Source organism: Lentzea alba, assembly GCF_047445655.1.
Classification (GTDB): Bacteria; Actinomycetota; Actinomycetes; order Mycobacteriales; family Pseudonocardiaceae; genus Lentzea; species Lentzea alba_A.
Window position 1 is genome coordinate 1 of the sequence record NZ_JAJAEG010000074.1, and the last position, 13,434, is coordinate 13,434.

13 protein-coding genes are annotated in these 13,434 nt (G+C 69.1%); 5 read left to right on the forward strand and 8 right to left on the reverse strand.

The window, feature by feature from the left end:
* Positions 1 to 46: 46 nt before the first annotated feature.
* The 3 genes from LFM09_RS49620 to LFM09_RS49630 are packed head-to-tail and all read right to left on the reverse strand — an operon-like array spanning position 47 to position 3,413.
* Positions 47 to 1,657, reverse strand: a complete 1,611-nt coding sequence (locus tag LFM09_RS49620; protein WP_414103646.1) for an SDR family oxidoreductase — start codon at positions 1,655 to 1,657, stop codon at positions 47 to 49.
* Between the two features lie 2 nt (positions 1,658 to 1,659).
* Entirely contained in the window at positions 1,660 to 2,556 is an 897-nt protein-coding gene (locus LFM09_RS49625; RefSeq protein ID WP_414103647.1) for a PDR/VanB family oxidoreductase, read from the reverse strand.
* Positions 2,556 to 3,413 (reverse strand): metal-dependent hydrolase, encoded by an 858-nt coding sequence (locus tag LFM09_RS49630; RefSeq protein ID WP_414103648.1) that lies wholly within the window; start codon positions 3,411 to 3,413, stop codon positions 2,556 to 2,558. Before LFM09_RS49630 ends, LFM09_RS49625 begins: the two co-directional genes overlap by 1 nt.
* 70 nt (positions 3,414 to 3,483) lie before the next feature.
* On the opposite strand from LFM09_RS49630, the gene LFM09_RS49635 reads away from it, so the two are divergent.
* Positions 3,484 to 4,095 (forward strand): TetR/AcrR family transcriptional regulator, encoded by a 612-nt coding sequence (locus LFM09_RS49635; RefSeq protein ID WP_414103649.1) that lies wholly within the window; start codon positions 3,484 to 3,486, stop codon positions 4,093 to 4,095.
* Here LFM09_RS49635 and LFM09_RS49640 read toward each other — a convergent pair.
* The gene (locus LFM09_RS49640) at positions 4,040 to 6,667 is read right to left on the reverse strand and encodes a BTAD domain-containing putative transcriptional regulator (protein ID WP_414103650.1); all 2,628 of its coding nucleotides are present in this window, start codon (positions 6,665 to 6,667) and stop codon (positions 4,040 to 4,042) included. The two genes, LFM09_RS49635 and LFM09_RS49640, sit on opposite strands and share 56 nt — an antisense overlap.
* A gap of 63 nt (positions 6,668 to 6,730) precedes the next feature.
* On the opposite strand from LFM09_RS49640, the gene LFM09_RS49645 reads away from it, so the two are divergent.
* Positions 6,731 to 7,240 carry a DUF4386 domain-containing protein gene (locus LFM09_RS49645; protein ID WP_414103651.1) on the forward strand — a complete coding sequence of 170 codons (510 nt, stop codon included), beginning with the start codon at positions 6,731 to 6,733 and terminating at the stop codon, positions 7,238 to 7,240.
* 18 nt (positions 7,241 to 7,258) lie between these two features.
* Here LFM09_RS49645 and LFM09_RS49650 read toward each other — a convergent pair whose 3' ends face one another.
* Together LFM09_RS49650 and LFM09_RS49655 are read right to left on the reverse strand one after the other, a co-directional pair.
* A complete protein-coding gene (locus LFM09_RS49650) occupies positions 7,259 to 8,167 on the reverse strand; it encodes a hypothetical protein (RefSeq protein WP_414103652.1) in 909 nt (302 codons plus the stop codon).
* Positions 8,168 to 8,253: 86 nt separating this feature from the next.
* The gene (locus LFM09_RS49655) at positions 8,254 to 9,210 is read right to left on the reverse strand and encodes a class I SAM-dependent methyltransferase (RefSeq protein WP_414103653.1); all 957 of its coding nucleotides are present in this window, start codon (positions 9,208 to 9,210) and stop codon (positions 8,254 to 8,256) included.
* Between the two features lie 170 nt (positions 9,211 to 9,380).
* Here LFM09_RS49655 and LFM09_RS49660 point away from each other — a divergent pair, with 170 nt between their 5' ends.
* From LFM09_RS49660 to LFM09_RS49670, 3 genes are read left to right on the forward strand one after another with little or no spacing between them, the layout of a single operon-like run.
* Positions 9,381 to 9,911, forward strand: a complete 531-nt coding sequence (locus tag LFM09_RS49660) for a hypothetical protein (RefSeq protein ID WP_414103654.1) — start codon at positions 9,381 to 9,383, stop codon at positions 9,909 to 9,911.
* On the forward strand, positions 9,892 to 10,536 hold the full coding sequence (locus LFM09_RS49665; protein ID WP_414103655.1) for a response regulator transcription factor: 645 nt from the start codon (positions 9,892 to 9,894) through the stop codon (positions 10,534 to 10,536). Before LFM09_RS49660 ends, LFM09_RS49665 begins: the two co-directional genes overlap by 20 nt.
* Positions 10,533 to 12,113 carry a sensor histidine kinase gene (locus LFM09_RS49670; RefSeq protein ID WP_414103656.1) on the forward strand — a complete coding sequence of 527 codons (1,581 nt, stop codon included), beginning with the start codon at positions 10,533 to 10,535 and terminating at the stop codon, positions 12,111 to 12,113. The genes LFM09_RS49665 and LFM09_RS49670 overlap by 4 nt, the downstream gene beginning before the upstream one ends.
* Here the strand turns inward: LFM09_RS49670 and LFM09_RS49675 are convergent.
* Positions 12,094 to 12,942, reverse strand: coding sequence for an SGNH/GDSL hydrolase family protein (locus LFM09_RS49675; protein WP_414103657.1), 849 nt, complete (start codon positions 12,940 to 12,942; stop codon positions 12,094 to 12,096). The two genes, LFM09_RS49670 and LFM09_RS49675, sit on opposite strands and share 20 nt — an antisense overlap.
* 168 nt (positions 12,943 to 13,110) lie before the next feature.
* Positions 13,111 to 13,392: a metal-sensitive transcriptional regulator gene (locus tag LFM09_RS49680; RefSeq protein ID WP_414103658.1), complete on the reverse strand. Its 282-nt coding sequence runs from the start codon at positions 13,390 to 13,392 to the stop codon at positions 13,111 to 13,113.
* Positions 13,393 to 13,434: the final 42 nt, after the last annotated feature.

Here is a 13,434-nt window from a genome sequence, read left to right on the forward strand (position 1 = left end):
ATCCGACTACGTGTCGGACCGTTCACAACCTCTCAAGGCAGTACACCTAGCCGACGTCTAGCTTCGCAAAGCTTCGCAAGAGACCAGGCGCGACCCGGCTCGCCAGCCGGGCCGCCTTGGCCTCGACGGTCACCGGGACCACCGGCCGGTTGCGGCGCACGGCGCGCACGATCTCGGTGGCCACACCCTCGGGACCGAAGCCGCGCCGGGCGTAGATCCGGGACGCGCGGGCCTGCTTGCGGGACTGTTCCTCGGCGCTCACCCCGGAGAACGTCGTGGTGGCCGTGATGTTCGTGTTCACCAGTCCGGGGCAGATCGCGCTGACCCCGATGGCGTGCGGCGCGAGCTCGGCCCGCAGGCAGTCCGACAGCATGAACACCGCGGCCTTGCTGGTCGCGTACGCGGAGAGGATCTTCGACGGCAGGTAGGCCGCCGCCGAGGACAGGTTCACGATGTGGCCGCCCTCTCCGCGTTCGACCATCAGCTCACCGAACGCCCGGCACCCGTGCACGACACCCCACAGGTTGACGTCCAGCACCCGTTGCCACTGCTCGGTCGACGTCGACAGGAACGACCCGGAGTGGCCGATACCCGCGTTGTTCACGACAACATCCGGCACGCCGTGCTCATCGGCGACCTGCTGCGCCCACGCCCGCACGGCCTCTTCGGAGCGCACGTCGACCTCGTAGGCGTGGCCGTCGACCAGCTCCGCGGTCTCCTTGGCCGCGGCGAGGTCCACATCGGACACCACGACCTTCGCGCCCGCCTCGGCGAACGCCACCGCGGTCGCCCTGCCGATCCCGCTGCCCCCACCGGTGATCACGACGAGCTCGCGCGGGGGAGTGGCGTTCGCGACGAACTCGCTGATCATCCGGGCGAGCTGATCCGGGTGGCTGAGCGGGGCCCAGTGCCCGGCAGCGATCCTGCGGCGGCGCAACGACGGCACCCAGCGCTCCAGATCCAGCGGCCGCGTGTCGATGTAGTGGTCGCGCGTCGGCTGGATCACCTGCACCGGCATGGGCGCGAGCCGATGGCGCGGGGCGCGCATGATCTGGCGGATGTTGGCCCGGTACAACGAGATCCCGCGCACAGCATCGGTTGTCAACGTGCTCGCGGGTGTGACTCGCACGCCTTCCAGCCGCTGCAACACGCCCGCCCAGCGCGGGCCGAGGTAGAGGCGCCAGAACAAAGGCGCGACAACCGGCAGGTGGAACGCGCCGATGTACCAGGACCGCAGGAACTGCCGGATGTGTGCGATCGACAAGCCTTTCCGCGACCAGTGACCCATGTGGTCCAGGCACGGGCCGGAGATCGACGTGAACGTCGCGATCCGGGCTCCCGGTGTGGTCACGGCCTCCCAGGACTGGATCGAGCCCCAGTCGTGGCCGACGACGTGCACCGGCTCGTCCGGGCTGACCGCGTCGATCACCGCGAAGAGGTCTCGCGCCAGGTGTTCCAGGCGGTAACCGTCCTCAGCGGACGGTGCGGTCGACTCGCCGGCGCCGCGCACGTCGTAGGTGACGACCCGGAAGTCCTTCTCCAGGACGGCGGCCACGCGATCCCACACGGTGTGCGTGTCGGGATAGCCGTGCACCAGCACCAAGGTCGGTCCGTCGCCGCGCACCTGCACCGCGAGTTCGACTTCTCCGGAACGCACCTTCACAGTTCCTCCAGGACGAGTCGGTCACCGGTCGGCCGGTCCACGCAGATCCGCACCCCGCCGACGTCGCACGTGCCGCAGAACCCCTGCCGGCACGAGTAGGCGACCGCCGGCCGGAAGTCCCTGATCACGTCGAGCGCCGAACGGTCGGCGGGCACGTCGAGGGATACCCCGCTGCGCCGCAGTTCGACCGTGAACGGGCGGCCGCCGACGATCGGCGGCGGGCTGAAGCGTTCGAAGTGCAGCCAGCGCGACGAGAACTCGGCCCGCACCTGTTCGAGCATCGACGCCGGTCCGCAGCAGTAGACGGCGCCTCTCGGGTGCGCGTCGCCGAGAAGCGGCCCGCCGCGGCCGATCCTGATGTCGACCCGGCCGATCGGCAGCTCGTCGAGGAACGGCATGGCCTTGGTCGACCGCCCGCAGTAGACGAGACGCCAGTCCAGGCCCTGTCGGGCGGCGGCGTGCACCATCGGCAGGATCGGCGTGATCCCGATGCCGCCGGCCACGAACACGATCGGGCCGATGCCGGCGAACGGGAACGCGTTGCGCGGTCCGCGAACCTGGACGCGGTCGCCGACCCGCAGCGACTGGACCTCGCGCGAGCCGGCGCCGACCTCGCGGACCGCGATCCGGTAGGTGTCGTCGGCCGGATCACCGCACAGCGAGTACTGACGCCGCAGTCCGGACGGCAGGTGCAGGTCGAGGTGGCATCCGGGTTGCCACGCGGGCAGCGCGGCACCGCCGAACCGCAGGCTCACCACGCCGTCGGCGACTTGTGAGCGTTCGACAACGTCGAGCCACAACGCATCGCGGGCTGTTCCCGGACGCGCGCGGCCGCCGAAGCGGGTGACCGCGGCGTCGTAGAGGTCGCCGAACCTCGTGAGTCCGCTCAGCATCAGTGAGCCTCGCGCGCGGCAGGTGAGGACGCCAGGTACGCGACGGCCTGCGACGTCGACCCCTCCTGCTTCGGGTGGTACGCCGGGTGGAAGTACCGCAGGAACGCCCGGAAGATGTCCGACAGCCTCGGCAACAACCCGCGCCGACCCGCGCGCATGGCCTCACGCCACGTGAGCCGCACCTTGGTCGTCTTGTCCGCGCGCACCATGAACCGCGCGCCCCGCACCCACAACCAGAACAACACCGGCGCGACCAGCAACATCGTCCGCGCCCGCCGCACGTACCGGCGGTCGAGGTGACACATCAGGTCGTAGGCGACACTGCGGTGCTCGACCTCCTCGGCCGCGTGCCAGCGCAACAGGTCCAGCATCACCGGGTGGATGCCGGCCCGGTCGAGCGCGTCGGCGTTCAACATCCAGTCACCGAGATACGCCGTGAAGTGCTCGACGGCCGCGACGATCGCGACCCGTTCGATCAACTGCTCGTGGGCCTGCTCCGCGCTGAGACCGGGCTTCGGACCCAGGATGCGCCGGAACACGTGCTCCATCTGCCGAGTGAACGGCCGCGGGTCCAGGCCGTTGGCGAGCAGGTGGTCGAGCACCTCGCTGTGCGCCTCGGCGTGCATCGCCTCCTGCCCGATGAACCCGAGCACGTCCTCGCGCAACGTGTCGTCGTCGATCAGCGGCACGGCCTGCTGGAACGTCCGCACGAACCACCGCTCACCCTCGGGCAACAGCAGGTGCAGGACGTTCATGACGTGCGTGGTGACCGGCTCGTCCGGAACCCAGTGCATCGGCAGGGTCGACCAGTCGAACTGCACGTCACGAGGCTGCAGAACGAGGTTGTCCGGCTCCATCACGTACCTCCGCCAATTACTACGCCAGCGTAGCTTTGTGAAAGCTACGCCACCGTAGCAATATGGACCCGTGAGCACAACGCGCCGGAAGTACGCCCGCCGCCTGCCGCCAGAGCAGCGCCGCGAGCAGCTGCTGGACGCCGCGCTGAGCCTGATCCCGGCGGGCTTCGACACGGTGACCATGGAATCGGTGGCCAAACAGGCCGCCGTGACCAAGCCGGTGCTCTACGACCTGTTCGCCAACCGCGCCGAACTCATCAGCGCCCTCCTCGACCGCGAGGCCGCCCGCGCCACCGCCCAGGTCATCGCCGCCCTGCCCACCGACTTCGCCACCCGAGCCCCGGACGACGCCTTCGCCGATGCCGTCCGCGTCTTCGTCAACGCCGTCGTCGAGGCCCCCGACCGCTGGCGCCTGGTCTTGCTTCCCCCGGAAGGCACCCCGCACGAGTTCCGCTCCCAGGTCGAACTCGTCCGCGCGGGCGTCCTGGCCCAGATCGAGGACCTCGCCGCGCTGGGCCTCAAGGAACTGGGTGGCCTCGACGACCTGGACTCGGGGCTCTTGGGCCACGCGATGCTCGCGCTGGCCGAGATGTCCGGCCGCCTGGTGCTGACCGACCCGGAGAAGTTCACACCCGACCGGCTGGTGGCCTTCGTGTCCCGGATCGCGCACGGCCTGCGCTGAGCACCCCGCGCATGTAGTGCAACGCCTCCCGGTCGTCCATCCCCGGCTCGCTCGACGTGATGCCGCTGACCAGCGTCTTCGCGGCCCGCGCACCGAACTCGTTGGCGTGCTGCAGGTACCCGAGGACGGTGGCCGCCTCCTCGCGCATGGTGTCCTTGGTGATCGCGATGAACTCGACCGCGACGACGCTGGCCGCCACCACGTTGCCGGTCTCCAGCAGCTCGTCGATGTGCGCTTCGAGCAGCTCGAACGCCTTGTGCCGGTCGCCTCTGCGCAACGCTGCCCGCGCCTCGGTCGTCTTGTTGGCCGACAGGGTGCCGGGCGGGAGGTCGACGTCCGCCGCCTCGTTGAAGAACGGGTCCGGGTCGCGGCCCTGGAACATCGCGGAGTAGCCGAGCGTCTGCAACGTCCAGTGCAGCAACGTCGGCGGGCCGTGCTGCCGGTACTGGACCGCCAGCTCGGCGACTGTTCGATCCACGTGATCGAACTGTCCGATGCCCAGCAACGTCCCGGCCGGCATCAGCCCCAAGAACCTCTTCAGCTGCGGGTCGTCCACTGAGGACAACGCTTCGGGCAGGCACTGTGTGAGCTGCTGACCGTCACCGGACGCGTAGGCGCGGGCATAACGGGCGAGCGGGTGGTCCGGGGTGGCGGGCAGCTCGGCGGGCGTGGAACTCTGCGTGTTCCGCTCGGCCACCCAGACCAGCCAGAAACTGTCAGACCCGCTCGCTATTGTTGATTTTGGGGGAACCCGGCGGGTGTCGTGTGTGTGGTGTGTCGCCGCACGCGTGAGGAGTTGCTCGGCCCAGTCCCCGATCTCCCGCCGCCCTCGCAGCGGCAGTTCAGTGACGACCGGCCGCAGCAACGCGTCCACCAGCCGAAGATCCCCGGCCTCGAACGCCCACGTCACGGCGGCCCGCAGGTTCGGCCACAGCTCGGCGAGCCGCCCGACACCCTCGACCTCGCGCGGCCCCGCCAACAACGAGCCGATCAGCGAAACCTGCCGCAGACACCACGACGCGTGCGCCGCCAACGCCTCACCACGATCCGAAAGCCGCGAAGAAGCGAACTCCCGCAGTGGCTCCAGCAACCGGAACCGCCGCCCGAACGGTCCATCGTGGACGGCCACCATCGACCGCTCGACCAGATCCCCGAGCACGTGATCGTCCGCCACCGCACTCAGGTCGAACGGCGCCGCGAACACCGAAAGCCGCCCGAACAACTTCCGTTCCGCCGGCGTCAACAGGTCGTAGGACCACTGAATCGCCGCCCGCACCGTCCGATGCCGGGCCGACCCGGTCCGCCGAGCCCCGATGTCCAGCCGCGTCAGCAACTCGGCCGCGGAATGACTCCGCACCCGCGCGGCAGCCAGCTCGATCGCCAGCGGAATCCCGTCCAGCCGCCGGCACAACTCGGCGACGGCAGCGTGCCGTACGTACGTCGGATCAGCAGCGCGCGCACGGATGTGGAACAGCTCGACAGCAGCGTCAACATCCAACGGCTCCACAACAACAACCTGCTCGTCGGCAACCGAAAGCCGTTCACGAGAGGTAGCAAGCACACGCACCGATGAACACACCGCAGCAGCAAACGCCGCCGCCCCGTCCAGCACGTGCTCGCAGTTGTCCAACACCAACAACGACGGCCGAGCCGCAACAACCGCCTGAGCGACCGACACCCCAGGCCGATCAACGATTCCCAACGCATCCGCAACCGCCCGCGGCACATCAGCCGAAGACGTGATCTCCGCCAGCGACACGAACGCCCCGTCGAAAACCGAAGCCAGCCGCGTCTTCCCGATCCCGCCCGGCCCCACCAGCGTCACGACCGGGGCTTCACACAACGCCGACCGAACAGCGGTCAAATCCGCCGCACGCCCGATCAGCACCCGCTCGGGAACCTCCGAATGCGCGAGCACAGCCTCCTCCGCCGCACGCAACTCCGGCCCAGGCTCAACCCCGAGCTCGGACACAAGGTGCTGCCGAACCTGTTGGTACACCGCGAGAGCGTCGGCCTGCCGACCACTCCGATAGAGCGCCGTCATCAACAAAGCTGCCAACGACTCACGAGTGGGATGCTCCGCCACGAACGACGACAACTCACCAACAACAGCGCGCGGATCCGCCGACACACGACGAGAGAAGTCCATCTCGACCGCGCTCAGCCACTCCTCGGTGAGCCCGGCAACCGCCGATTCCAACCCCGGCGCGGACAAACCGGCGAGCGGCACACCCCATTCCGTCAGCGCCCCGGCGGCATCACCTGCGCGAAGTAGCGAACGGAACCGCGTCACGTCAGTCGGCACATCGAGCCGATAAGCGGCCCCAACGCGCACAATCGCCGACGCGCCCAACGACTTCCGCAACTGCGCCACGTGCCACTGCAAGGCCTTCTCGGCATTGGCCGGTGGCGAGTCGGCCCACACCAGATCGATCAGCCGCGCCACCGGCAACGGCGTCCCCGCGGACAGGGCCAGCGCCGCCAGAACCGTCTGCGACCTGGGCGAACCGATGTCGATCGGCTCACCGTCGCCGGTGGTGGCGCGGACACCACCGAGCAAACCGATCCGCACCCGCGAATTCTCACACACCACACGCACACCGGCCGCACACCGAGACCGGCCAACCTCGGCGCCATGACAGCACGTGTTGTTGGTTCCCTCTACATCATCGCCACGGCCGCCGGAGTGGCCAGCACCGCCACACAAGGCACCGCTAGAGGCCTGTGCGTGTTCCTCATGGCGTTGGCCGTCGCGTTCATCGCGCCGACGCTGTTCCCCGTCCTCAAACAACACGGCGAGGGCCTCGCGATGGGGTACGTCGTCGCCAGGACGCTTGAAGCGGCCTTCCTCGTCCCGGCCGCAGCAGCAGCGATAGCGCACCTGCAGATCGACGACGTCTGGGGCCACTCCAGCGCCGTCTTCTTCTGTGCCAGCGTCGTGCTGCTGAACTACAGCCTCTTCCGAACGAAACTCGTCCCGCGGTGGATCTCCGTGTGGGGGCTCATCGCCGTGTTGCCGTACGCAGTAGGCGCGTTACTCGCGCTGCTCGCACACACGCAAGTCCCAGTCATGTTCGTGCCGTTGGCGATCAACGAGATGGTGCTCGCGGTGTGGCTGCTGACGAAGGGGTTCAGGAGACCCTGAACCCCTTCACGGCCGACATCAGTTGCCGCACACGGCGTGTGCTTCCACGTAGCCCCGCCGACCGGTGTCGTTGTAGCCGTACACCGTCCATTCGGTGGCACTCGACGGGAACGAGTCGGTCCACCGCGGCCCGTACGCGCCTTGGTCGGCGAGCGAGAAGTAGCCGCCGCTCACCACGACCCTGCCGGGGAAGCATGCTTTGGCGGCACGGCCGTACTGGCCGTTGTCGACCGCTGCCCCGACGTAGTTGGTGCCGAGGTTGTTGATGCCCCACGCGCACACCGCGTACGCGGTCGCGGTGCGGGCCACGGACTCCCGGTTGTTGAAGTAGAACCTCCAGTCGAGCAGACCCGGCACCACCGGATAGGTGCCGTTCCGTCCCCAGAACGAATCCGTCTCACCGCCGCCGCCCACAGCGCTCGTCCCCGACGGGCACGAGGCGCTGACGCCGTCGGACGTGTAGGGCGCCACCACGATCTTCCGGGAGGCGATCTGGTAGTTGCTGAGCCCGCTGAAGCACACCCGGTGGACCTTGAACGTGGCGTCCACGTCGCCGTTGTTGACGATCAGCACCTTCCAGCCGTTGCCGCCGTCGAGCGGCTGCGTGGCCATGATGGTGAGCCCGTAGCTGGTGACGGACGCACCACCACCGGTGACGAGCATTCCGTCCGGGCAGTAGCCCCACGCCTGGATGTACTGGTTGGGCTGCAACGTGATCGGCGGCTGATAGGCCCCGAACCAGTGCCGCGGCGGGGCGGCGGCGGAGCGTCCCGGCTGCCGCGCCGGCACGGCGGGAAGAGGTGCGCCGATGTCCACGAGCTGCGCGCCACCCTCCGCCGACAGCACCTCCGTCACCGGTGTGTCCGCGTGGGCGACGGCGGGCTGCAGCAGACAGATCGCGAGCGCGACCAAGAAGATCTTTCGCATACTCGCGATGTTCCTGCTGATCGACTAACGCGCGGGACGGCGATCCGGCCACCCCTGAGGGCGGTGATCGCTGCCCTCAGGGGCGTTCAGCCCCGCCTGGTCCGGACATGCGTGAACAACGTCAACCCGGTCGGGTCGGCCCCGATCGACACATCGCACCCGGGTAGCAGCGCGCGGACCGAGGCTTCGTCACGTTCGATCAGCTGCCACTCCATCAGGTACTCCATCGACCACCGGAACGGGTTCCCGGCGAGGATGGTGGAGAAGTAGAACGTGCCACCGGGCCGGCACAGCCTGGTCAGCACGGCCTCGGTCAGCCGCACCGCCGCGCGGTCGTTGAGGTAGTCGTACAAGCCGTCCGCGAGCACGAGGTCGAACGGCCCCAGCGGCGCGATCTGGTTGACCGCGCGGAAGATGTTGCCGGGCACCGCGGTCGTGAAGTCGTTGAGCAGCCCGAGCCGCTTCTGGGCCAGCGACAACGCGTCCGGGTCGACGTCGGTGAGCACGAACCTGTCGCCGGGCCGCACGATGCCGGGCGGGATGAGCCGCAGGTCGGCCGCCGCGCCGGAGGCGATCAACAACACCGAACGGGGGCCGTTGCGCGGTGCGGTGAGGACGTCGCTGATCAGCCTGGCCTGGTGCATCACCCGGTTGCGGTACTGCTGGGTGATCGCGGACTGCTGCAGGTTCGCCTCGACGTGCCAGCCCAGCGTCTCGGGCGTGCCGCCGTTGGCCTGGGCCACGACGTGCTCGACCAGCCGGTAGTCGCTGGGGTAGCCGCGCGCCCATTCCTGCTCGTCGCGCATGAGGGGTGAACGTGCGCACGCCGACCGTGCGGGCTGCACGATCGCGGCGATGTCCTCCTCCGGCACGCCCGCGAGCACGCTGGAGCCGATCTGCGCGCCGAGGGTGCGGAAGCGGCCGCCCACCAGCATGTGCGCGGCCGGATCGGCGAGATCGAACTCCTTCTCACTGCGCAGGAACCCGTCCACGGCGTCGTTGAGCCGGTACAGGGCGTCGGTGCTTTGCGGGAGCACGGTCATCGGACACTTCCTCGCTGCGGCAACGGTTCCAGAGCCTGTCAGCCTCCGCCGCCTGACGACAGAGGCTTTCGGGTAATACGGGGCTGACCCTGGTTGGAGTTCACGGGATGCCCTCGTGGTTCCGTCTCGCGGGAAAGCGAACTCTGGGAGCCACTCGAAAGGAGAAGACGATGGAGTGGCTCAACGAGCTCGCCGCGTGGGCGTGGAACCGGCACCACAACGAGCTGAGCTGGTACATCCGGCCGCTGTTCCTGCTGCCGTTCGCGTACTTCAGCTACAAGCGCAGCTGGAGGGGCATCGCACTGACGTTGTTGGCGCTCGCGACGAGCATGGCGTGGTTCCCGGCGCCGGAGCACCCGACTCCCGGCGCGATCGAGATGCTCGCCTCCGAACGCGAGTACCTGCTGGGGGAGTGGACGCTCGCGAAGATCGCGATGGGGTTGCTCGTCCCGCTGATGCTCGGCGTGCTGGCGGCGGCGTTCTGGCGGCGTTCGCTGGTGTGGGCGCTGGTCGCGATCAACCTCGGCGGGCTGTTCAAGATCACGTGGACGTTCTTCGTCAGCGACACCGCGGGTGCGGTTCAGCACCTGTACCCGGCGGGCGCGGGACTCGTCGTGGTGAATGCGGTCGTGTTGGTCGTTTGGCGACGACGGCGAACCGCGCACGTGGTTCCATCGGCTCATGCGGGTAGCACTGGCTGATGACGTGGCGCTCTTTCGCGAGGGCGTGGCGCACCTGCTGACCGAGGCGGGGTTCCAGGTGGTGGCGAAGGTCGGCGACGCGGCGGAGCTGCTGGCTCACGTCGACGCCGACCCGCCGGACGTGGTGGTCGTGGACATCCGGATGCCGCCGGGCTTCGGCACCGAGGGGCTGGAGGCGGCGCGCGAGATTCGCCGGCGCCATCCGGATGTCGGCGTTCTCGTGCTGTCGGCGCACGTGGAGCCGCACTACGCGTTGTGGCTGCTCGACTCCGATGCCCGCGGCGCCGGTTACCTGCTCAAGGATCGCGTCACCGACGTCGTGGAGCTGACGGACGCGGTGCGCCGGATCGCGGCGGGCGGGCTGGTGATCGATCCGGGTGTGGTGGCGCGGCTGGTGGGCCGGCGGCGGGTCGGCTCGCCGCTGGAGACGTTGTCGGAACGGGAACGTGAGGTGCTCGCCGTGATGGCCGAGGGACGGTCGAACCAGGCGATCTGCGACCGGCTGTACCTCAGCCCCAAGACGGTCGAGGCGTACGTGCGGTCGGTGTTCACGAAGCTCGGCCTGCAGCAGGGGCCCGATGACAACCGCCGGGTGCTGGCGGTGCTCGCCTACCTGCGGCGATGAGGGTTCTCTGGCTGGGCACCGGATTCCTCGCGCTCGCCGCGCTGGTCTGGGGCGGGTACGAGGTGTCGGTGCCCGCGGTGGTGCTCAACCTCGCGGTCGGGCTGGCGTTCATCGGCACGGGCATCGAGGCGGCGGACCGGCGGCCGGACAGCCTCGCCGGGCAGCTGATGATCGCGGTCGGGCTGGCCTGGTTCGTGCGGCTGGCCGGAGCGATCGAGAACGACGTCGCGTTCTTTGTCGGGGTCGCGACCAAGACCCTGTACCTGGCGGTGCTGGGGCACCTGCTCGTGACGTATCCGAGCGGGCGCATCACAAGTCGATGGCAGCTCGTGGTCGTGAGCGTTGCCTATGCGCTGACCGTGCCGGTGAACGTCGGCTATCTGCTGGTCACACCGTTCGAGGGGCCGCTGAACATCGTGGTCATCCGCGAGGTGCCGGCGTCTCGCGGCATACCGGTGGTCGCGGTGGTCGTGATGGTCACCGGGATCGTGCTGCTGGTGGCGTTGCTGGCGCGGATGATCACTCGCTGGCTGCGGTCGGGGAGCGTGGCGCGGCGCGATCTCGGGCCGGTGGTGTGGGGCGGCGCGGCGATCGCGCTGACGGTGGTCGTCACGTACGTGGCGGCGTTGCTCGGGTTGCCGCCGGCGGTGCAGGTGCCGCTGCAGTGGTCGACCGAGGTCGTGCTGGTCGGGTGGCCGATGGCGCTGCTCTACGGGCTGGTGCGGGCGCGGCTGGACCGGTCGGCGGTGGGGGAGCTGGCGGTGTCGCTGGGCGCCGGGCTGCCGGACGACCTGCGGTCGGTGCTGGCGCGCACGTTGCACGACCCGTCGCTGGAGATCGTGCACGGCGAGGTGCCGCCGACTTCGCGCGCGATCACGTACCTGGAGGCAGGCGGGACGCGGCTGGCGGCGCTCGTGCACGATCCCGCGCTGGACCCGGTGTTCGTGCGGGCGGTCGCGGCGAGCGCGGCTTTGGCGGTGCAGAACGAGTTGCGGTTGCAGCGGATCGTCGAAGCCGCCGACGAGGCCCGCCGCCAGGTCGAACGCGACCTCCACGACGGCGCGCAGCAGCGGCTGGTCTCGGTGCTGCTCACGCTGCGGCTGGCCGAGAGCTCGCCCGCGTTGCTGGCTTCGGCTCGGGAGGAACTGGCCAGGGCGCTGGACGAGCTCCGGGAGCTGGCGCGGGGCATCTACCCGGTGCTGCTGACCGATGCCGGGCTCGGTCCGGCGTTGCAGTCGCTCGTGGAACGATCCGCGGTTCCTGCGGTGCTGGTCGGGGTGCCGTCCGCGCGGCTTTCCCCGGTCGCGGAACGGACCTGCTACTTCGTCGTCGCGGAGACCCTCACCAATGCCGCCAAGCACTCGTCCGCGCGCGAGGTTCGGATCGAGGTCACGTGCGTCGACGGGCTGGTCGTGGTCGATGTGAGCGACAACGGCGTGGGTGGGGCTGATCCGGACGGGTCCGGGTTGCGCGGGCTGGACGACCGTGTGGCGGCCGTGGGTGGGCGGCTCACGGTGTGTTCGCGGGTCGGTGACGGGACGTCTGTGCGGGCGGAGTTCAGCGACCCGCCGTGGTGACGGCGTCGGCGATCGCCTGGTGGCCGGCGGGTGTGGCGTGCACGTCGGTGCGGTCGCAGAAGTAGGTGAGCGTGCACACCTTGGCGACCGAGGACGGGATCTGGCCGTACTTCGGGTCCTGTACCACGTCCGTCAGCGCCGTGTAGCCGCCGGTCGTCTGCGTGACGTCGGCGAACTTCGCGCCGAACTTGGCGTACTCGGCGGTGATCTCGGTGTTGAAGTTCTGGAACATCGTCACCGACAGGGTGGCGATGTTCTTGCCGTTGCGGAACGACGGGTTCACCCACGCGCCGAGGAAGATGTCCGGGTAGGTCACGCCGACGATCTTCACGTCCGGTGAGGCCGCGCGGAGCTTGGTCAGGGTGGCGGCGACGTTGGTCTTGATGCCGGCGACGGCCTCGGTCGCGCACCGCACCGGGTCCTGGTTGATCGCGCACGGGGCCAGGTCGTTGCCGCCGATCACCAACGTCACGAGGCGGACCTTGTTGCCGCGCAACGCTTCCACGGCCGCGTCGACCTGGGTCTTGCCGCCCGCGTCGGGGCCGCACGCGGGCTTTGTGGCGAGATCGGCGGAGGTGGCGCCGTTGCAGGCGAGGTTGACCAGCTTGAGGTTGGACTGCTCGGCCAGGATGTGGGCGAAGCTCTCGCCGGTGCCGTCCGGGCCGAAACCGGTGGCGTAGGAGTCGCCGATCGACAGGTAGACCTGCTGTTCCTGAGGCGGCTGGGTGGTGCTGCTCTCAGGCTGAGTCAAAGGGGTGGGCGTGGGCGGGCTCGACGTGCATGCGGCAAGGGCCGTCAGCAACGCTGCGACCAGGGCAAACCTCGGCACACCCAACTCCTGCGGATTGGAGACTGAGGTGCCGAGGCTACGGAACACGCCGTGAGGTTCCTATTAGTGCCAGGGAATGCCCCCGCAGTACGGACAACGGCTCATCGGCCAGCGTCACGCCGAACAGGGCGACCTTGTACCCGGTCCTCAGCGGTTCTCCTCGTGGTGTCAGGAGCGGACCAGGCGGGCGATGGCGTCACTGGCTTCCGCGATCTTCGCGTCGGCCGTGGTCCCGCCCTCGCTGATGGCCTGGCTCACGCAGTGCTTGAGGTGCTCGTCGAGCAACCCCAGTGAGACCGCCTGCAACGCCCTGGTGGCCGCGGAGATCTGCGTGAGCACGTCGATGCAGTACTCGTCGTTCTCGATCATCCGCTGCAAGCCGCGGACCTGCCCCTCGATCCGGCGGAGGCGGCGCAGGTGGGCGTCCTTGTTCTCGGCGTAGCCGTGCATGTCTCGCTCCATAAGCTTGTTGATGTTCAGGACGGGATGTTC